This is a genomic window from Pedobacter sp. B4-66 (genome assembly GCF_018492665.1).
GTDB lineage: Bacteria > Bacteroidota > Bacteroidia > Sphingobacteriales > Sphingobacteriaceae > Pedobacter.
The window spans coordinates 614,094-634,677 of the sequence record NZ_JAFVME010000003.1; the positions used below are offsets into that span (position 1 = coordinate 614,094).

The following is a 20,584-nucleotide window of genomic DNA, read 5'->3' on the forward strand; positions in this document are numbered from 1 at the left end:
CTGCTAATTTCATTACTTCTATGATTAAAAACCGACAAATTCCCATGCGCTAACATAAGAATTGTACTTTTCAGCATAGTTGATAAAACCAGAGTAAAACTCCGATCTCGAAAGTGTAGCGCTATCGCCTACAACAACCAGTTTCTTTCTGGCCCTCGTCATAGCCACATTCATCCTTCTGGTATCAGCTAAAAAGCCAATTACACCATCCGTGTTGCTTCTTGTTAAACCAATATAAACAATGTCTCGTTCCTGTCCCTGAAAACTATCAATAGTGTTAATACTGATTTTATCCTTATAAACCATTAACTCTTCAGAACCGATTATCAGATCATTCAGAATATTTATTTGCTGCTTATAGGGAGAGATAATTGCAATCGTCGGAAAATCAGAAACTGTATAATGATTACCTAGTTTAGCAACCAATTGCGTTAAATGCTTTAACAAAAACACAGCTTCCTCAGGGTTTGTTGTACTTGTACCTTCAAGTTTTTCATCAAATCCACAACCTGCAGTATCAACAAATTCCAATGAAGACTCTTCGGCAAACAACAAGCGATCAGCCACGCTAGGGTGCGCAGTTAATTTATCTTTATAGAATACTGATGATGGGTATCCCATTATCGTTGTATTCATCCTGTACTGCTCCTCTAACAAAACAACTGCTTCAGGATGCATCACAGTACATTTTTCCATCAACGTATTGCTTAAGCCTCCTTTTGCAGCCTGTGTAGACTTAATTGTTGGTGGCAGCTGACAATGATCTCCAGCCAATATCACCTTTTCTGCCTTCAATATTGGCACCCAGCAAGCAGGTTCCAAAGCTTGTCCGGCCTCATCAATCACTACTGTTTTATATTTAAGATCTCTAACTGTATAATGGTTTGCCCCAATTAATGTCGCGGTAACCACCTGAGTTTTTGCTAAAACATCATCAATAATATACTGCTCAGCATTGTTTACCTCTTTCATGATCTTGTGTGCTTCATTAAAGAGCGCTTTACGCTGTTCCTGTTCTGCGCGACCAAAATTCCGCTTATACTTATGAGCCATATTCTTGTACTCATTGGCCTGTTTTCTAAGCGATTTTAGGTTTTTAGTCTCACTGTGTTCAGCAATTTTACTATCCATAGTTAAGGATGATAAGCGTTCAGAAACCCTTGCCGGATTTCCAACACGCAATACATTCAATCCTTCCTCAGCAAGTTTTTCACTTAACAAATCTACCGCCGTATTACTAGGCGCAACAACAAGTACCTTCTGACCGTCTTTGGCAATCAAAGCCTTAATAGCCTGTACAAGCGTAGTTGTTTTTCCAGTTCCCGGTGGACCATGAACAATGGCCAATTCTTGTGCTTGCAAAATCTTGTTAACCGCCTTTTGCTGAACAGGATTTAGCTGATGAGCTACAACACCTGTTAAGGTAACATCAAAAGTAGGCACTTTCTGTCCTGTTAATACATCAGTTAAAACTGAATCTGCAGCTTTATCTTTTGGCTTCTGGGCTAGTTTAAGCGCATTCTGCATCTCATTATAGCTGTTATCATCAAACAGCAAATCGATGCCCAATTTTCCATCGCTGGCCCAATCAGGTAATTCCTCTGTAAGCAAAGTAATCTTTAGCTTGTTTCCATTCTGATGGCTAATTGTACCTTCAATCCTATCTTGTTTAGGATCATGATTAGAAAACAATACGGCTGATGCACCAAACCTAAGCTGGTGCGAAATATCATGATGGGTAGTCCGCTCAACCTCTACAGTAAGGTAATCACCTCTCCCCGTTTCAGAACCACGGATAGCAATAGGATACCATGTCAATCCATTTTCACGACGATCAGCTACAGAAGCAGAAGCTGTAAGTCTCAGGTAAGAATCTAGGTCTTCCTGTCGCTCAATTTTAAGTAAATCAAGTAACTTTTTAAAATACTCCATTAGAAAAGCACAAGCTGATTATGGAGCTTATTAAGTGTTTCCATCGGATCTTTGCAAAATCCGGGGTGAACTTTAGATGCTTGCACTACAGTACTACGGGTAGCAGTAAGCCACCTAAAGCGCGAAGCAGCATCAAGTTGACCAATAGGGCCGCTATCCTTTTCTCCTGCGCAAATCCGTTCAAAAGCAATCAGATTAGCCTTTAGCACATCACAATCCAAATCGGCATTAAAAACTGCCAATCTGCTTTCATCTAAAGAAATCAAAGCTTTCAAAAACTTTTGCTTCGCACAATACAGAACCACACCCACATTAATGAATTCTTCGCGTTCAACCCTTGGAACCACACGAATAACGGCGTACTCAAATAAGTGACTCTCTTGCATTTTGTGCTTCTTTTACAAAAACCTCTGAATTAGCAACCCTCGAAATCAGGAATTGACTATAAACTTGTCTACGCTCTTCTGCGGTTTCCTGACCCGACTCATCAATCAGCCATTCTTCCGGAATTACTGCTACAACCGAATTAATCAACTCATCAGTCAGAATAGCTTTAAACTCAACATCAACTGCTTCAATTTCACCTGCCTGAGGCAGTAAAACATGATCCTTAACCAGTGCGAATGGCCTTACAGCCTGCTCTTTCCAGTTCTGCATCGAATGGTGAAAGTATAAAGATGCGCCATGGTCTATCAACCACAACTCTTTATGCCAGATCAACATATTTGTATTACGCGCAGTACGATCCATGTTAGTTAATAAACAATCTAACCACACAATTTGTGACGCTAATTTTGCATCAACAGTAGTAACCGTAGGATCAAATGTTATCGCACCAGAAAGATAATGCAAAGCCAGGTTTAAGCCGATACTAGCTTTAAGCAGATCTTGAATCTCCTCATCAGGCTCAGTACGACCAAAGGCCTCATCTAATTTCGCAAAAACTATTTCGGGCACTTTAAAACCAAGTGCCCTGGCAATTTCGCCTCCAATAATTTCTGCAATGAGGGCCTTTATTCCTTGTCCGGCCCCCCTAAACTTCAATACATATAGAAATTCGTCATCAGCCTCTGCAATAGCAGGCATTGAGCCTCCTTCACGTAATGGCGTTACATAACGAATTACATTAACAGTCCTCAACTGAGGATGGATATTATTCATGCCACGAAATTACTGTTTTTTAATAAAAACAGCACCATTCGAATCATTGTCTACATCTCCCCTTACAACAGCTTTCATTGTAAAGGCTGCACCAGTTTCGTAAGCATCAACTTTAAATTTATATTCATTGTTTTCCTGATTAGTTCCAGTATAACCATCATGAACATCTTCAGCTATCTTAACGCCATTTTTATAAAGCTCAACAGATTTAATCTCTAAACGCGAATGACCTTCTGTGTACCAGAATGAAAGCACATATTCACCGTTTTCATTGATTTTTCCGGTAGCATTGATTTCAAACGTTCCAAAATCTTTCCCTTTTACTGATGATGGTTTCCACTCTGCAACCAACTGACCATACTTTTTAAACTTGTCATACTTCTCAGGAAAATAAAGTGGAAGCGAATATTGATTGCGGTTTACCACAGTAATTGCACTAAAATCTGACAACTTAGGTACAGTTACTGCCTGGGTATAAACCGGAGAATAAACTGTAGCACGGGTTCCATCAGTAGTATATCTGATTTCCGCACCTTCAATATCTTTTTCTAATTTTATAGTAAAGCCATTTGCAGTTTTTTCATTACCAATTAATTTAGGCAATGGCACACGATATCCAAAACCTGCATTATCGTAACGCTTGTAATGAGTTCTTATTCTTTTTTCGAAATCAGGCCAACTTTGTCTTTCATGAGGTGTCCAGCAAACTTCAGCCAAAGCTGACATCCTTGGGAAGGTTAAATACTCGAAATATTTCTCTGAACGATTTTCATTAATCGCAGCAATTTCCTGAAGTATAGTACCGTGAATAAACTGGTCAGACCATAATGTAGCCTCCGCGCCTAATATCTGTGGACGGTATTTAGCATCTAAACCTTCAATCATTGGATTCAACTGATAAACTTTCTCCAAAGAGATTGGCTGCAACCACGTTGCTGCTTTTACCTCACCTGGGATATTACTTTCTGCAACATCAAAATAGCAAAAACCGGTTAGTGCCATTACTGAATAATGACCGGCTTCTGAAGCTTTAAAAGCTTTTTTTGAATCCGCCCAAATCATACCAACAGCTTTCTCTTTTAAACCATCTTCAATGATTTCGTCCCAACCAACAATGGTTTTATGATACGCTTTTACCATTTTCTGAATGCGTTGGTTAAAATAAACCTGCATCTCTTTTTCAGTTTTAACACCAAGCTCTTTCTTTCTTTTTTGGCAATGCGGACAAGTTTTCCAACGGTCATACTGCGCCTCATCACCACCTATATGAATGTATTTAGAAGGGAACAAAGCAAAGGTTTCTTTAAACACATCAGCCAGAAAATCAAAAGTAGATTCTTTTCCAACACAGTAGATCTCTTTGCTAATTGAGTGTTGTGTTGGAACAGTGTATTGCTCGCCTGTACAGCACAAATCAGGATAAGCAGCCACTGATGCTAAAGCATGAGCCGGTAATTCAATTTCCGGAATAACATCAACACCTCTGGCGGTAGCATAAGTCACTATTTCTTTAATATCTTCCTGAGTGTAATAGCCTCCGGTACGCTCTGTACCTTCGCCTCTCCAGGCACCTACAGAAGTAAGTTTTGGGTATTTTTTAATCTCTAAACGCCATCCTGAATCATCTACAAGGTGAAAATGCAGAACATTCATTTTGTACATAGCCATCATATCTATGAACTTCAACACGTAATCCTTTCCGAAGAAATAACGGGCAACATCAAGCATCATACCGCGCCATTCGTAAGATGGAGCATCTGCAATCTCGGCACCTTTAATTTTCCAAATGCCTTTTCTTTGTAATTGCTTGTTGTAAATTTCTGCCGGAAGCATTTGCAACAGCGTTTGAGTTCCATAAAAAACACCAACAGCACTGTTACCTTCAATGGTGATTACATCATTTTTAACGCTTAGCTTATAGCTTTCTTTATTTAACGCATCGGTTTTGCCTATTGGAGTGCCACCTTTGCTTATTTTCAGTACAATGATATTTTTTGCAGCTTTCTTTTGATCTGAAACTACAAAATCATAACCCGTTGCTGGCGATAAAGCAGCATAAAGCAAGTCTGCCTGTTGTTTTAATCCTTTATCATAATAAATTTTTGTTTGCCCATTAATAGTAAATGAGGCTCCATTTTCTTTAACACTTGTCGGAAGGGGGATAATATTGGATTGGGCATACATGGATAATGAGCTCATTAACAATACAGCGAGCATCACCCATTTATTTAATCTGGTCTTCATGGTTAACATTTGGTTTTAGTTGTGTGTTTAGGTTCTTAAGGGCCAGGAACTAACTTGAAATTGAAAGCGCATGCCCCCTTAACACAATGTTAATCAATTATTTTAAGAGAAAATAATGCGGATTTTGGAGAAAAAGCAAACAAACGTTTGCATGAGTTATTGCAACCGTTTGCGCAAAAAGCAAATAACAAAAAAAGCGTTATGAAAAGTACAACTCGTACCTTCATAACGCCCCTTTATATACGTGCTAAAACCTTATACCAATCCAGGTACGGCAACCATTTCGTCAGTATCTTTAGTATAATCGATACCGTCAACATCAAAGCCGAACAAGTTTAAGAAATCTCTTCTATAACCAGCTAAATCACCTATTTGAGGAAGTGTTTCTTCAGTTGCCTCAGCCCAAAGCGCTGCAACCTGACTTTGTACATCTGCATTCATTTCCCAATCGTCAACACGAATTCTTCCTTGCTCATCAGTAGCAATTCCGGTTTTATTGTATAAACGATCAGCAAATAAACGTTGCATCTGCTCAATACATCCTTCATGAGTACCTTCAGCTTTCATTATTTTATAAAGCAACGAAATGTATAAAGGAATTACAGGAATAGCAGAACTTGCTTGTGTAACCAATGCTTTGTTCACTGAAACAAATGCCTTTCCGTTAATATCCTTCAACTTATCACTAATAGTAAAAGCTGTAGCTTCCAAATGATCTTTAGCTCTTCCGATAGTACCTTTACGATAAACAGCCTCAGTAACCGCTGGGCCGATGTAAGAATAAGCAACAGTAATAGCCTCTGGAGCTAACAAATCTGCAGCCTTTAACTCATCAATCCACATTCCCCAATCTTCGCCACCCATAACGGCAACAGTATTTTCAATTTCTTCCTCATTTGCAGGAGCAATTGAAACTTCAGAAACTACCCCTGTATGAAAATCAACAGTTTTATTGGTAAAAGTGGTTTCTCCAATTGGTTTTAAAACCGAATTATGCGTAACACCTGTTAATGGATGAACCCTTTTAGGAGAAGCTAAACTATAAACAACCAGATCGATTTGTCCTAAATCAGCTTTGATAAGGTCTATCACTTTTTGCTTAATTTCAGTAGAAAAAGCATCGCCGTTTACACTTTTAGCGTATAAACCTGCTTTATGTGCCTGTTCTTCAAATGCTGCAGTGTTGTACCATCCCGGCGAAGCAGTTTTACCCGGTGCAGGTGGTTTTTCAAAATAAACGCCAACCGTAGCTGCGCCAGATCCAAAAGCGCTTGTTATTCTCGATGCTAATCCAAATCCTGTAGAAGCTCCAATTACAAGAACCCTTTTTGCTCCTTCAATTTCACCTTTTGATTTTACATAGTTGATTTGGTTTATTACATTTTGCTCGCATCCTTTTGGATGTGCCGTAAGGCAAATAAACCCACGCATTCTAGGCTCTATAATCATATTTATATTTTTCGTTTGTTATAATATTCTAATATACGGTCAAAGCAAATCTTTAACCATTCTGTATAAATATCAGGATTTACTTTAATATCCTGCTCCAAAGTTTTCATATCTACATACCTGAAAGCAGAAACTTCAGCAGAATTTGGAATAGGAGCTTCATCACTTAAACCAAAAAAAACATGGTCAAATTCATTCTCCGATAAGCCATCGGCCATCTCAGCATGATAGGTAAAATTAAACACATAGTCTAATTTACAAACCATCCCCATCTCCTCTTGTAGGCGTCTGTTGGCTGCATCAAGCGTTTCTTCACCATATCTTGGGTGACTGCAACAGGTATTTGTCCATTTCCCACCTGAATGGTATTTCTCTACAGCACGCTGCTGCAATAGCAGCTCGCCTTTATTATTAAAGATAAAAACCGAAAATGCACGATGCAACTTACCTAACAGATGAGCTTCCATCTTAGGCATTGTTCCAATTTCATTATCGTATTTATCTACAAGTATTACTCTTTCCGTCATTTTCCTTAAACCAAAACAAAGAGGCCAATAGATCTAAAATTAGAAGGTTCCTAATATTTGGGCAAACATACTAAAGTTTAATCATTTTATCATCTGATGTCGACACTGTGATCGTTCGGAAAATCCTCACCACTCCAAATCTTCTGGGAGCTCCATTTCTGAGGTGCATCAGCCCAAAAAGAATCTTCAGGAGATAAACCAAGTGGCAAAAAGATGCTGGTGCATAAATAGGGACTTCCCTGGTTGTTGTAAGAATCGCATATTGAAGGCTGATCTCCGTACAAACCAAGTGTTAGCCAGCCATTTTTATAGGTAGTCGGACTTTCAAGCGTTCTTTTAATTACCGCCGTAAGCGCACCACGTACTTGCGCCGAACTCAGTTGTTTTGGTAATGCTTTACGCCATGCCATATCTGCAAGGTGATGAAAAGCCGCACCTCTATAAATGATAGAACGACCAACGGCAGGATAGGTACCATCGCTATTAATCATCCTTTCCTGAATCACGGCATAACGTTCATTACGTCTTTTTATCTTATCGGCTAACCCGCTATACACATTGTTCTTTTTATTAATGATTTCGATTATTGACGCCAAATACGGATGAATTACGTAACTATTATAATAATCGAAAGCAAATACAGGTCCATCCGAATAAAGCCCATCTCCAACATACCATTGTTCTAATTGCTGCATGGCATAATCAACCCGCATCGGATCCCATTCAAATCCATATTTACACAGAAAAGCCTCGTTCATTGCGGAAAAAAGCAACCAATTCGAAAAGCTTGGTTTAAATTTCCTTGTAGTTTTTATAGAATTAACCAGCCTATCCTTTTCCTGTTTGCCAAGATTTTCCCAAAGCCAAGGAGCTCTCACAAAAGCAAACGACAAAAATGAGGCATCAACCAATTGCTGACCTGCGATATCAAAACGCATAAAATCCTTTTTATTTGAATCCAAAGCATTAGCTAGTCCCTTTAAAACCATATCACGATATTCCTGACGCAGCGCTTTTTCAGCAGCACTACCACCTTCTAGCTGTAACCAAGGAGCTATACCACTCAAAACTCTGCCTAACACTTCAAGATATTGCACTTGAATTCTTTGTGCCTTATTATCTGAAGTATTAGAGGTAACCTGCGGCATTTTTATTCTCAAGCTGTCTTTAGAAAGATCGTACAGTACGGGCCTTACCATCTTGTCCATTTGTTGTAGCCAAAACTCCCGATCGCTCAAAACAACTTGCTTTTTAATCTTCTTCTGAGCAAAACACAAACCTGTGGCTAGCAACAAAAAAAGCATAGCGAAACCAATTCTACTTAACGTAATTCTCATTTAATGACCTGATTGATTAACAATGGGAAATTAGTAAAATTATTTCTGCTTCGGTGGCAATGGAACATCTTCAGTAAAAGCAACCTGTTTCCTTAGCATTTTACCTGCATAACCCGAGAGATACAAATAGTAATCAGAAGGAATATCATCCTCAAAAGTTACAAACGTACTCGCGCCAACCGGCGGGTTTTTAGACACTTTAAAGATCGCTGTCCCTTCATCAACCTCATCAAACATAGCTACATAAAGCATTTCTACACCATTTTTAATAGCGGAAGAGGTCTGTTTCCAAAAGAACTTCCCTCTGTTTCTAGGAATTTGATTAGATGGCGATTTAGGGTTCATATTGTGCCAGCTAAAACCAGGAAAAACAACCCCAACATAGTCCAACTTGTTTTGTTTACACCAAGCTATATCCCCTTTTTGAACTTCCGAGTACCTGTTATAAGAAGCATCGTTACTGTATCTTCCTATTGTCCATGGATGAACAATATCTGCTTTTTTAATAATAGTATGTAGCAAAGGGTTATTTTCTGTATCATTTCCAAATTCGCGCCAGTACGTTGGCACACCTAACATCACAGAACAACCACCATAAACAGGGTCGTTCTTTAAAAAATCGATCATTTTATCGATGTCTTTAAGCGTATATTTTCTATTATCTCCAAAGCCAACACCCCATAAAACTACCAATGGCTTCCCATTATGGTACAAATAGGTCTGATTATTTCCCTGACTGGTAATCTTCATGCTGTCGACCAGATTTTTCCAGTCATTAATTAGCACAGGTACATCAACGCTATCCCTTGTGCCAGATAAATCATACATTACAGATATTGCCCTACCATACTTCTGAGAAGATTTCAAGGCATTTCCTAATACTGTATTGAAATGATTGCGGCCTGACTTACCTCGTATTTCGGCCACGAAGCGTTGCATAAAAACTCCATCAACACCGTAATCTTTCATCCATTTAAAATGAGTTTCTACGGTTGAAGCATCATGTGCACTAGGTAAATATGCCGGACTACCATCTGCAAGCACAAAAGGCGTTTGGTATACTTTCTTTAGCTCGCCAGTTTCAGGCCATACATCTATATTTGTACTACCTGGTTCAAATTTACCTTTAGATTGGTAATGATACCAACCACGACCTGCGCCATCTTCGGGTGCATTATGCCACCCCTGATAGCCAGCCATAATCAAGCCCTTATAACTTTTAAACCGGGATGTTTTACTGTGCTTACTTTGAGCAAAAACACTACTTGTAACCATCAATAAAGCAAGTAAAAACGTATGTTTTATATTCATAAAATTTATATCCAATATTAAATAATAGCTATAAATTAAACTTATAAATCAGAGTACTCTGTTGGAACGAGAAAACGGGTATCATTCTTTGAAACATTGTTCTGGTATTCAGGCAAAGCCGATACCCTTTTCCATTTCGGATCGTCGATAAAGGTTTTCCAATGTTCTTCCCTAGATTTTTTATCACTATAAGTGGTCATGTACATAAGGTTAGGCATACGGCTTCCAGACAACACCTCGCCATAAAATACAGGCTGACTACCTATCCTATCAAATATTTCAACTTCCTCATTATTAAACATCTGAACTTTATTCAGATACTGTTTTTCAGTTGCGCTTTCATAGCTGCGCAATTCGTAAACACGCTCGCTTTTAGGATTAGTAAATACAGGTTTCTTTAACATGGGCATCCCAGAAAATGCCTCTAATAGAATGGATTCCTTTCTTACAAAAGCAGCATCGTTATGAGCAGCATTGATATAGTCGGCTCCTTTTATTGCCAGTTCTTTATCTTTAGCTAGTAATTGCGATAGCTCACTAAATTGTTTTAGTGACTGAAAAGCAATAAATACATAGATTTTTTTATCCACTGCTGTATCAATACCAGCTTCTTTAAATACCCCTACAGTTTTAATACCCGAACGATGGGCAGCAGGTAAATAAGCCTCTGAAAGGTATTTATCAACCCTTTCTTCCTGCGTCTTACTTTTTAGGTGATAAACAAGAATCTGATAAATCTGCTTTGGAGGAGGAGTAGCAAATGAGTTGATTGTACCGCAAGAAGCAATAGCAAAGGTAAAAACCGCTACATAGCGGCTAAGTAAAATTTTCGGTTTCATGTGGTTGGTTCGTTATAAGTAGGAAAATTAGATAATTTCCTGCGACTTAAAGAAATAACCACAAATTCGTTGCGTAAAATAAATACTAATCTATTCCAAGAATAGTTTTGGCCAGATTAATCATACGCTCGGTACCTGTGTACTTGCCATGCTCATCAGAAAGTTTCACTACCTCTGTCCACTCCCCATCTTTAGGCTGAGCCTCCGTCATTTTAATTACAATATTCATTGCTGCAGGCCCGGCATCATTAGTAAGATTTGTACCTATTCCAAACGACATCCCGACTTTATCACGACAATACTCGACAATACGCGCCACCTTTTCATAATTCAAGCCATCCGAAAAAATTATGGTTTTGGTTTTTGGATCGATCCCCATGCTGTTGTAGTGCGCAATTACTTTATCGGCAAAAAGCAATGCATCACCGCTATCATGCCTAACCCCATCAAACAGTTTTGAAAACATCTTATCGAACTGTTTAAAAAACACTTCTGTGGTATAAGTATCTGATAAGGCAATACCCAAATCACCACGATAAACTGCTACCCAGTGCTCCAGGCCCATTGCATTGGCCATTTTAAAACCATAGCGAGCGGCATGAAACATAAACCATTCATGGGCATGTGTACCAATTGGTTTTGTTCCGTGAATCATGGCCATATGCACATTACTTGTGCCTATAAATGAGCCTTCTCCATATTGGCTTAACGACTGTAGCACCAACCTGTGCACCTGATAGGAATACCTGCGACGAGTACCAAATTCAGCTACAGTAACTCCTAAACGCCTATAATTTTCAATCTTTTCTTTAGTGTGGTTAATCACTTCGTCGTTTGATATCCTTTGAGAGTCATTCAGTACATAGAATAACTCACAGATAAGCGACATTAATGGAACTTCCCACAAAATTGTTCGGTACCATAGTCCCTCCACATGTACTTCAAGTTGATCTCCGCTCTGTGTAATGTGTACTTCCTCCGGATTGTAGCGGTATCCTTCTAAAAAATCAAGATAAACCGGATCCATATATGGGCAGTTTATTTGTAAAAAGTGCTTTTCCTCTTTGCTCAATTTTAGAAGTGCCATTTCATTTACGGCATCATGCAGTGCTTTGGCAAAACCATCAGGAAATGAATGTTTACCCCGATTTATAAAAGCATATCTAGCTTTTGCGGCAGGGAACAAACGAATTACACCTTGCTGCATCGTAAATTTATAGAAATCGTTATCTAGTATTGATCTGAGCATAATAAAAGGATAATTAGGTTCTCTAATTTATTGATTTTCCCCGACGAAACCATGATCAGCATACACTTATGAGTTTTTCAGATTGTTTTGCGCGTACTCTGATGGGGTCATTCCGAATTGCTTTGTAAAAGCCCTACCCAATTGAGATTGAGAGGTAAAACCGGTAAGATCTGCAATTTGCTGTATCTTATAATTTGTCTCAACCAATAGCTCTGCAGCCTTTTTTAACCTCGTAATATTGATTAGCTCATTTGGAGAAAGATTGGATATAGACTTTATTTTACGATAGAAGGTTGCCCTACTCATATTCAATGTCTCGGCCAACTTATCGACATCAAGATCTCGATTTCCAATATTTTTAAGGATAAAATCGTTCAGTTTTTCTAAAAGGATTTCATCAGGTTTTGTATGCGCAATACTCTTTATGTGGATTAACGGCGAACGTACAAAGTAATCCTTTAACTGATTCCTGTTAAATAGCAGATTTTGAATTTGAACCTGTAAATGCTGTGGCGAAAATGGCTTCTCAATATAGGCATCTGCACCCACCTCCAAACCCTCAATTTTCGATTGAAAAGCACTTTTTGCAGTTAATAAAATCAAAGGGATATGGCTGTAATCCAGATTTGTTTTTATTTGTCGACATAGCTCATATCCATCCATAACCGGCATCATCACATCACTAACAATCAGTTGTACTGCATTTTCTTTAAGCATATCTAGCGCGATTTGACCATTCGAAGCTGTAATACAATTATATGACGAGCTCAGTTCTTTTGCTACAAACTGAAGAATATCTGCATTATCATCTACCAGTAGTATCAGTGGCTTCGCCTCTTCCGTTGTCTTTTCAATTATCCTCGTTTCTTCTTCATAAACCGGAGATGCAATGAATTCTTGCTGAATTGACTTTTCCTCTATAGCTTCACTTGAAGGGTAATATGGAAGTTTCAGCTCAAACACATTCATATTACTCTCATCAGCAAGAAATGCTAAAGTGCCACCATGCAATTGAGATAGAGAGCGTGCGAGTGCCAATCCAATTCCTGTACCAATCTGGTTTGAGGTTTCTTTTAGCCTTACAAAAGATTCAAAAATCCTTTCCCTCATTTCTTCAGGAATTAGATACCCATCGTTTTTAACAGTAATTACATACTGACTACCCTCCCTTCGATGTACCTGCAACACAATATCAACACGCTTTTCAGCATATTTAATAGCGTTACTTAATAAATTACTTAAAATTTTATTGAGCGCTTCAGCATCAGCTTTGCTGTAAAAATCAGTTTGCGGCAAGTTTAATTGAAAATGGATTTGCTTGTCTTCGGCAGCATTTTTAAACCTCAGATAGTGTTCCCTTAAAATTTCACTGATGTTGTTTTGCATCAGGTTAAGACTGTATTCCTTAGATTCAATTTTCCTGAAATCGAGCAGCTGGTTTGTTAAATCTAACAATCTATCTGCATTCTTTTCCATTGTAAGCAAGTAATTAAGTATCTCTGGTGCTGGTGCATATTTTTTAATCACCGTTTCCAATGGCCCCTTTATTAGCGTAAGTGGTGTTCTGATCTCGTGGGTTATCTGGGTAAAGAATTCTATTTTAGCTTCATAAAGCTCCCTTTCCTTTTGATTCTCCAACTGCTCAATACGCCTCTTATTTCTTAGCTTTATTTTATTGCTGGTGTAAACAATCAAGGCATAAACTGTGGCAATAGCTACCACTACATAAAGTAAATAAGCCCAACCACTTAACCAAAACGGAGGAGATATTTCGATAATGAGTTCTCTCGGTGTTTCATTCCATACACCACTACTGTTAGCTCCTTTGACAAGAAAAGTGTATTTACCAGGACTTAGTTTTGTATAGAATACCCTCCTGTTCCTGGTAAGGTGGGTATACTCCTTATCTACTCCTTCCAGTTTATAAGCGTACTCTGCTGTTTCGTGGTCGGTATAGGCCAATGCAGCAAAATCTATACTGAAAGTAGATTGATCGTATTTAAGATTAATCTTATCTGTATAAGAAATGGATTTTTTTAGTGGAGAGCCTTCTGAATTGATCTGCAATTCCTGATTAAACACCTGAAATCCTGTAATGTAAACCTGAGGAACAATGGTGTTTGTTTTAAAATTAGTTGGGTTAAAAGCTACCAATCCGTTTACACTTCCAAAATACATTTGCCCGGTAGCATCTTTAAAGGATGAGTTATAGTTGAACTGATCGCTCAATAAGCCATTTGCAGTAGTATACACCCTTAATTTATTGGTTTTTGGGTTATAACAAACTAACCCTTTAGCAGTGCTTAACCACAAATTACCAGCCTTATCCTCTTCTGTTTTATAGAATACATCACTCGGAAAGCCATCTTTAGTACCATACCTTTTAAAGGTATTATCTTTAGGATTAAATTGGTTTAGTCCATCCTCAGTACTCACCCACAGTGTTTTATCAGCTGCAGCGAACACGCCATTCACAAAGTTATCACTTAGGCTCTTATCATTTTGGGGATCATTTCTAAAAACACCCTGTTTGTTGGTTTTAGGATTAAAATACAAAAGGCCGCTACTGATGGTACCTGTCCAAATGGTTCCATCAGCATCTTCTGTGATAGACATATAATGAAAATCGTGTGGAACCTGTTTTACTAAGCTAAAATCATCTGTAGCTTTATTGTAACGGTGCAATCCGTAAGAAGTACCCACCAGAATTTCACCAGATCTGGTCTGGTAGATACAGTCTACAAAATTACTTTTAAGAGCGGTTGGACCAGGCCCCATATCATAATGCCTGATAACTTTACCTGATTTAATATCCATTATATCCAGTCCTTGCTCAAAGGTACCAATCCATAATTCGTCGCCTATTGCTTTTAATCCATGAATATTTGTATGGGCAATGCTGGTTTTAGAACCATCAGGAATAAAACTGGTAAAATCACCATTTGGCGATATCTTGTTCACTCCTACGTCCTCTGTTCCTACCCAAAGGTTGCCGTATTTATCATTACATATCTCACGAATGGCATTCCCACTTAAGGAGCGCTTGTTGTTCTGAGGGAAGAATTTATTGAAAGAAGTAAATGGTTTTGGGTAATAATTAACTCCACCAAAATAGGTACCTACCCAAATGCCTCCCTCTTTATCCTTAGCAAAAGTATAAACCGCATTATCAGATATTGCATAAGGGTCTGTTGGGTTTTTACGCAGATTAGTGTATTTGCCTGTTTTTAGATCATAAACAAACACACCTGATTCTGTAGCGATCCAATATTCATCGCCGCTGTAATGAATAAAGTTCTTCGCAAAAATGCTCGTTTTATCCTTATTAAAAGTTAAGATATCCTTATAGCTTAGTGTAGTAAGATCAAAAATCTTTACCCCCTGATGTGATGTTGCAATCAAAATTGAGTTGGATTCTGTGGTATAAATCCTATCTATCCAATGCGAAATGACAGGTGCTGAATCTTTAAAAACATTGAATGCAGTAAAGGTATCGTTTGCTTTATTATACCGTCTTAAATATCCATCCGGTGATGCCGCCCATAAAGTACCGTCTTTGGAAATAGTGACTACAGCCGCCTCAAAATCCTGATGTTTACTAAACTCTACGACGGTATTTTTTGACCTGCTATACCTATAAAGCCTACGGTCTACAATAAAACAAACATCGCCATTACCGTAGCTCTTCATATCCCACACACCCTTATTTAGAGTTGTTGGTAATACTTTAAATTGCTGTGTGGTATCATTATATTGATATAATCCGTTAGAGGTGCCTACCCAAATTTGCTTTTGTGCATCCTCATAAACTGCTCTGATTACACTATTCCTGAGACTGGTGGTATCGCCCGGCTTAGCGCGAAATATTTTAAAGTTATAACCATCAAATCTGTTTAAACCATCCTTTGTTCCAAACCATAAAAAGCCCTTTGAATCCTGAATAATGCTAAATACCGAATTATAAGATAAACCCTGCTCTACCTGATAATGCCTAAAATAGTAAGGTTGTGCCTTAAGTAGGTTTAGAAAAATAAATAGAAAAAGAGTAGTGGTGATTAGCTTTTTCAAGTTTAGTTTGTAAAAATTTAACGTTGCAGTTATCCGTAGATTCTTGAATTGGCCAAATTAATTAATTTCAAATCAAATTGCGACGATTTGACTAAATTTTGAGCCGATTTGTCAAAACATTATTGCTTTATTTGAATATTCGTTCTTGCCTCAAAGCTAGAAGCGAACGCACAAATCATTAAACCAAGTATTAATTTATGAAATTATTCTCTTACTTAATTGGGCTATGCCTTTCCCAGTCGCTGATAGTCTCAGCACAGTCACAAACCTGGAAACCTGTACCCGGAAAAATCTCCACTCCATGGGCAGAAAAACTAAACCCGGCAGCCCCGCTTCCTGAGTATCCGCGACCACAATTGGTACGTAGTAACAACTGGAAAAACTTAAACGGCTTATGGAACTACAGTATAAACCCAAAAAGTGAAAGTGAGCCAAAAGCTTATCAAGGTAAAATATTGGTTCCTTTTGCAGTTGAATCTTCTTTATCGGGTGTAGGTAAAACTGTTGGCAAAGACAGTTTATTATGGTATCAAACTAGCTTCACTATTCCTTCTAATATGAAAAATACCATTTTATTGCATTTTGGTGCGGTAGACTGGAAATCAGAAATCTATTTGAATGGAAAGAAAGTTGGCACGCACGAAGGTGGATTTGATCCTTTTTCTTTTGACATTACTCCTTTCCTTAAAAAAAGCGGCAAGCAAGAATTAACTGTTAGCGTTTGGGATCCAACAGATAACGGCCCTCAACCTAGAGGTAAGCAACAAATAAAACCTGAAGGCATTTGGTATACACCGGTTACTGGTATCTGGCAAACAGTTTGGTTAGAAAGTGTTGCTCCAACTTATATCGCTTCAACTAAACAAACACCTGATATTGATGCTAAATCATTAACTATCTCTGCTGATGTAAAATCTGCACAAGCTGGCGATAAGTTAAAAATTACCGCTTTTGATGGTGCTACTAAAGTTTCTGAACAAGAAGTAGATGCTACCGAAGAAGCTACATTGGTAATTGCCAATCCTAAATTATGGTCTCCATCTAGTCCGTTCCTATACGACTTAAAAGTTGCTGTAGTACGTAATGGAAAAACTGTTGATGAGGTAAAAAGCTATTTCGCAATGCGTAAATCATCAATGGGTCCTGATGCAAATGGTATCCAGAGAATGCTATTGAACGATAAATTTGTATTCCAATACGGCCCATTAGATCAAGGATGGTGGCCAGATGGCTTATACACTGCTCCAACTGACGAAGCTTTAATATTCGACATCATTAAGACCAAAGAAATGGGCTTTAACATGATCCGTAAGCACATTAAAGTAGAGCCGGCTCGTTGGTATTATGAGTGCGATAAACAAGGTATTTTAGTATGGCAGGATATGCCAAGTGGGGATTTGGGTAACCAGTGGGAGCCTAACTTAGGTACAATGGGCGGTACTGATAAAGATCGTTCTGCTGAATCTGAAGCTATCTACCGCAAGGAATGGAACAAGATCATGGATGATTTGCATAACTTCCCTAGTATTATTGTTTGGACTCCGTTTAATGAAGCATGGGGTCAGTTTAAAACTAAAGAAATCGCAGAATGGACTAAAGAAAAAGATCCTTCTCGCTTGGTAAACAGTGCTAGCGGTGGTAACCATGTAGTTACCGGTGATATTGTTGATTTACATCACTACCCTAACCCTAGAATGCCTCGTCCAGATTTATTTGGCCCAACTCATGCAATTGTTTTAGGTGAATACGGCGGTTTAGGGCTACCTGTACCGGGACATACCTGGAAAGAAAAAGACAATTGGGGATATCAGTCGTTTAAAACTGCTGATGAGCTATTTGACAAATACGCATCATTCTTAACCGAAATGGAAGGATTGATCAAAAAAGGACTATCTGCAGCAGTATATACTCAAACTACTGATGTTGAGCAAGAAACTAACGGATTGATGACTTATGACAGAAAAGTTATTAAAGTACCTGCAGCCAAATTAAAAGGCATTACAGACAAGCTTTATAACCCTTCTCTTGTTAAGATGAATCCATAAAAAGTAAGTTGTACGGAGAGGTGATTTTATCACCTAACCCCGGTAAGAATCTTGGCTTTACAGCTAATTTTCTACCGGGGTTTTTTCATTACAGATTATTCATACATTTGCCGCGTTATTTTTAAAAAGCCATGGGCCATCATAAACACATTCAAAAGCTAAGTGCAGCAGGTTTACTAATTAGTTTAGGTATCATTTACGGAGATATCGGTACCTCTCCCCTTTATGTATTTAAAGCTATTATCGGAGATCGACTGATTACACAGGACCTCATTTTAGGAGGTCTATCCTGTATCGTATGGACACTTACTTTACAAACCACCATTAAATACGTTATTATTACATTACAAGCTGACAATAAGGGTGAAGGCGGGATTTTCTCTCTTTTTTCTTTAGTTAAGCGAAAGGCCAAATGGTTGATCATACCTGCCATGGTTGGTGGGGCCGCTTTGCTGGCCGACGGTATAATGACCCCTGCGGTTACAGTCTCAGCTGCTATTGAAGGTTTAGGGCTTATTTATCAAGACCTACCTACTGTACCTATTGTACTGGCCATTATCATTTTCCTTTTTGGCTTACAGCAATTCGGAACTTCACTTGTAGGTAAAGCCTTTGGCCCCATTATGTGGATTTGGTTTACCATGATTGCTGTATTAGGCTTTGTTCATGTGATGGAACTGCCGGTAATATTAAAGGCAATTAATCCTTATTATGCTTATCATATTCTTACCACCAATCCCGAGGCCTTTTTAATCATCGGAGCAGTATTTCTATGTACAACCGGAGCCGAGGCTTTATATTCGGATTTAGGTCACTGTGGACGTTCTAACATTAGAATTAGCTGGATTTACGTAAAGATATGTTTGATATTAAATTATATGGGCCAAGGTGTTTGGCTGTGGAATTTACAAGGTACTCATCTAGGTGATGTGAATCCGTTCTATCATTTAATGCCAGATTGGTTCTTAATTTACGGTATCGCAATTGCAACTGTAGCGGCAGCCATTGCCAGTCAGGCGCTTATTTCAGGTTCATTTACGCTGATTGCTGAGGCTGTTAGGTTAAACTTATGGCCAAAGGTTAAAATTAACTACCCAAGCGAGCAGAAAGGCCAATTGTACGTTCCTTCAATGAACTGGATCTTAATGGTAGGCTGCATTATTGTGGTATTGATTTTCCAGAAATCAGTTAATATGGAGGCTGCCTACGGTCTATCTATCACAGTGGCTATGCTAATGACCACTATTCTAGTTTCAGTATTCCTGATGAGAAAAAAGGTACCAAAGTATTTAATAGCGATATTCTTATTGATCTACGGTATTATTGAGTTAACGTTTTTAGCAGGTAATGCAGCGAAGATTCTTCATGGTGGATGGTTTACTTTAATCCTGGGTATCGCATTGTTCTCAGTAATGTGGGCATGGTTTAATGGACGCAGAATCAGAAACAGATACATGAAGTTTGTGGACATTCAGGATTTTTATCAGCTGATTAAAAATATAAGTGCCGATCAGTCTATCGCTAAATATGCTTCAAACCTTGTTTACCTAACTAGTGCCAACTTTAATAGTGAGGTTGAATCATCAGTTATTTACTCTATTATACAAAAACATCCTAAAAGAGCTGATGTTTACTGGTTGCTGCACGTAGACGTTACAGACGAGCCTTATACCCTCGAATATGAAGTAGACCAAATGATACCGGGAAAATTGATTAGAATCGATTTTAGACTAGGTTTTAGGGTTGAACAAAGGGTTAATGCATTGTTCAGAAAAGTGGTTGAAGAGTTAGTCCTTAGTGGCGAGATTGACATCACCAGTAAGTATGAATCGTTAAAAGAGCAAAAGATCCCCGGAGACTTTAGATTTGTTGTTTTAGAGAAGATTATATCTAACTCAAATAGTTTGAAGTTTATTGAGCGTGTAACGATGTCGTACCACAGGATATTAAAGCTATTAAGTATTTCTGAGAAGAGAGGTTTTGGTTTAGACTCTAGCTTTGTTACCGTTGAAAAGGTGCCTTTGATAGTAGATATCCCTGAACCGATCATCATGAAAAGGATTAAATAAAATTATTTTCATAAATAGGCAAAACGCACTGCAATGAGAATTAAAGAGTTAGCTAAAAACATCAAAATAATTGAAAATATTTCGAAATATATTTAGCAAAATAAGTTTATAATCCTATCTTTGCACCCTCATCAAACAAAAGGAGCATGATTCCGTAGCTCAGCTGGTAGAGCATTACACTTTTAATGTAGTGGTCCTGGGTTCGAATCCCAGCGGGATCACCAAACTTTAAAGGAGTTTAAAGTTTTTTGTTTGATGAGAAATGATTCCGTAGCTCAGCTGGTAGAGCATTACACTTTTAATGTAGTGGTCCTGGGTTCGAATCCCAGCGGGATCACAGAGTAGAGATAAAA

Annotated in this window: 13 protein-coding genes and 2 tRNA genes; 4 read left to right on the forward strand and 11 right to left on the reverse strand. The window is 38.3% G+C overall.

Features of this window, described 5'->3' with window-relative positions; genetic code table 11:
- Nucleotides 1-24: 24 nt before the first annotated feature.
- The 11 genes from J1905_RS07210 to J1905_RS07260 all read right to left on the reverse strand — a co-directional run bounded on the left by J1905_RS07210 (nt 25) and on the right by J1905_RS07260 (nt 16,117).
- Complete coding sequence (locus J1905_RS07210) at nt 25-1,932, reverse strand: AAA domain-containing protein (RefSeq protein ID WP_214226600.1); 1,908 nt, start codon at nt 1,930-1,932, stop codon at nt 25-27.
- On the reverse strand, nt 1,932-2,318 hold the full coding sequence (locus tag J1905_RS07215) for a DUF3037 domain-containing protein (RefSeq protein WP_214226601.1): 387 nt from the start codon (nt 2,316-2,318) through the stop codon (nt 1,932-1,934). Before J1905_RS07215 ends, J1905_RS07210 begins: the two co-directional genes overlap by 1 nt.
- Nucleotides 2,296-3,093, reverse strand: a complete 798-nt coding sequence (locus J1905_RS07220) for a HipA family kinase (RefSeq protein ID WP_214226602.1) — start codon at nt 3,091-3,093, stop codon at nt 2,296-2,298. The genes J1905_RS07215 and J1905_RS07220 overlap by 23 nt, the downstream gene beginning before the upstream one ends.
- A 9-nt stretch (nt 3,094-3,102) precedes the next feature.
- On the reverse strand, nt 3,103-5,337 hold the full coding sequence (locus tag J1905_RS07225) for a beta-N-acetylhexosaminidase (RefSeq protein WP_214226603.1): 2,235 nt from the start codon (nt 5,335-5,337) through the stop codon (nt 3,103-3,105).
- Between the two features lie 255 nt (nt 5,338-5,592).
- Nucleotides 5,593-6,786, reverse strand: a complete 1,194-nt coding sequence (gene fabV / locus J1905_RS07230) for an enoyl-ACP reductase FabV (protein ID WP_214226604.1) — start codon at nt 6,784-6,786, stop codon at nt 5,593-5,595.
- A 2-nt stretch (nt 6,787-6,788) separates the two neighbouring features.
- On the reverse strand, nt 6,789-7,313 hold the full coding sequence (gene idi / locus J1905_RS07235; protein ID WP_214226605.1) for an isopentenyl-diphosphate Delta-isomerase: 525 nt from the start codon (nt 7,311-7,313) through the stop codon (nt 6,789-6,791).
- Nucleotides 7,314-7,402: 89 nt separating this feature from the next.
- Nucleotides 7,403-8,650, reverse strand: coding sequence for a DUF2264 domain-containing protein (locus J1905_RS07240; RefSeq protein ID WP_214226606.1), 1,248 nt, complete (start codon nt 8,648-8,650; stop codon nt 7,403-7,405).
- Nucleotides 8,651-8,689: 39 nt separating this feature from the next.
- Nucleotides 8,690-9,961: a glycoside hydrolase family 99 protein gene (locus J1905_RS07245; RefSeq protein ID WP_250318028.1), complete on the reverse strand. Its 1,272-nt coding sequence runs from the start codon at nt 9,959-9,961 to the stop codon at nt 8,690-8,692.
- Nucleotides 9,962-10,002: 41 nt separating this feature from the next.
- A complete protein-coding gene (locus J1905_RS07250) occupies nt 10,003-10,800 on the reverse strand; it encodes an NIPSNAP family protein (RefSeq protein WP_214226607.1) in 798 nt (265 codons plus the stop codon).
- A gap of 85 nt (nt 10,801-10,885) precedes the next feature.
- Nucleotides 10,886-12,049: a nicotinate phosphoribosyltransferase gene (pncB, locus tag J1905_RS07255; RefSeq protein ID WP_214226608.1), complete on the reverse strand. Its 1,164-nt coding sequence runs from the start codon at nt 12,047-12,049 to the stop codon at nt 10,886-10,888.
- A 66-nt stretch (nt 12,050-12,115) separates the two neighbouring features.
- On the reverse strand, nt 12,116-16,117 hold the full coding sequence (locus tag J1905_RS07260) for a hybrid sensor histidine kinase/response regulator transcription factor (RefSeq protein ID WP_214226609.1): 4,002 nt from the start codon (nt 16,115-16,117) through the stop codon (nt 12,116-12,118).
- A gap of 197 nt (nt 16,118-16,314) precedes the next feature.
- Between J1905_RS07260 and J1905_RS07265 the strand changes: the two genes are divergently transcribed.
- The 4 genes from J1905_RS07265 (at nt 16,315) to J1905_RS07280 (ending at nt 20,568) form a co-directional block, all read left to right on the forward strand.
- The gene (locus tag J1905_RS07265; protein WP_214226610.1) at nt 16,315-18,162 is read left to right on the forward strand and encodes a glycoside hydrolase family 2 protein; all 1,848 of its coding nucleotides are present in this window, start codon (nt 16,315-16,317) and stop codon (nt 18,160-18,162) included.
- A gap of 131 nt (nt 18,163-18,293) precedes the next feature.
- Entirely contained in the window at nt 18,294-20,231 is a 1,938-nt protein-coding gene (locus J1905_RS07270; RefSeq protein WP_214226611.1) for a KUP/HAK/KT family potassium transporter, read from the forward strand.
- Nucleotides 20,232-20,379: 148 nt separating this feature from the next.
- Nucleotides 20,380-20,455: transfer RNA gene (locus J1905_RS07275), tRNA-Lys, on the forward strand.
- Between the two features lie 40 nt (nt 20,456-20,495).
- Nucleotides 20,496-20,568, forward strand: a tRNA-Lys gene (locus J1905_RS07280).
- Nucleotides 20,569-20,584 lie beyond the last annotated feature (16 nt).

Bases quoted from the DNA above. Each gene is read 5' to 3' on its own strand.
- idi (WP_214226605.1), bottom strand. From the start codon at position 7,313: ATGACGGAAAGAGTAATACTTGTAGATAAATACGATAATGAAATTGGA.
- J1905_RS07215 (WP_214226601.1), bottom strand. From the start codon at position 2,318: ATGCAAGAGAGTCACTTATTTGAGTACGCCGTTATTCGTGTGGTTCCA.
- J1905_RS07210 (WP_214226600.1), bottom strand. From the start codon at position 1,932: ATGGAGTATTTTAAAAAGTTACTTGATTTACTTAAAATTGAGCGACAG.
- J1905_RS07245 (WP_250318028.1), bottom strand. From the start codon at position 9,961: ATGAATATAAAACATACGTTTTTACTTGCTTTATTGATGGTTACAAGT.
- J1905_RS07250 (WP_214226607.1), bottom strand. From the start codon at position 10,800: ATGAAACCGAAAATTTTACTTAGCCGCTATGTAGCGGTTTTTACCTTT.
- J1905_RS07265 (WP_214226610.1), top strand. From the start codon at position 16,315: ATGAAATTATTCTCTTACTTAATTGGGCTATGCCTTTCCCAGTCGCTG.
- fabV (WP_214226604.1), bottom strand. From the start codon at position 6,786: ATGATTATAGAGCCTAGAATGCGTGGGTTTATTTGCCTTACGGCACAT.
- J1905_RS07270 (WP_214226611.1), top strand. From the start codon at position 18,294: ATGGGCCATCATAAACACATTCAAAAGCTAAGTGCAGCAGGTTTACTA.
- J1905_RS07220 (WP_214226602.1), bottom strand. From the start codon at position 3,093: ATGAATAATATCCATCCTCAGTTGAGGACTGTTAATGTAATTCGTTAT.
- J1905_RS07225 (WP_214226603.1), bottom strand. From the start codon at position 5,337: ATGAAGACCAGATTAAATAAATGGGTGATGCTCGCTGTATTGTTAATG.
- J1905_RS07240 (WP_214226606.1), bottom strand. From the start codon at position 8,650: ATGAGAATTACGTTAAGTAGAATTGGTTTCGCTATGCTTTTTTTGTTG.
- pncB (WP_214226608.1), bottom strand. From the start codon at position 12,049: ATGCTCAGATCAATACTAGATAACGATTTCTATAAATTTACGATGCAG.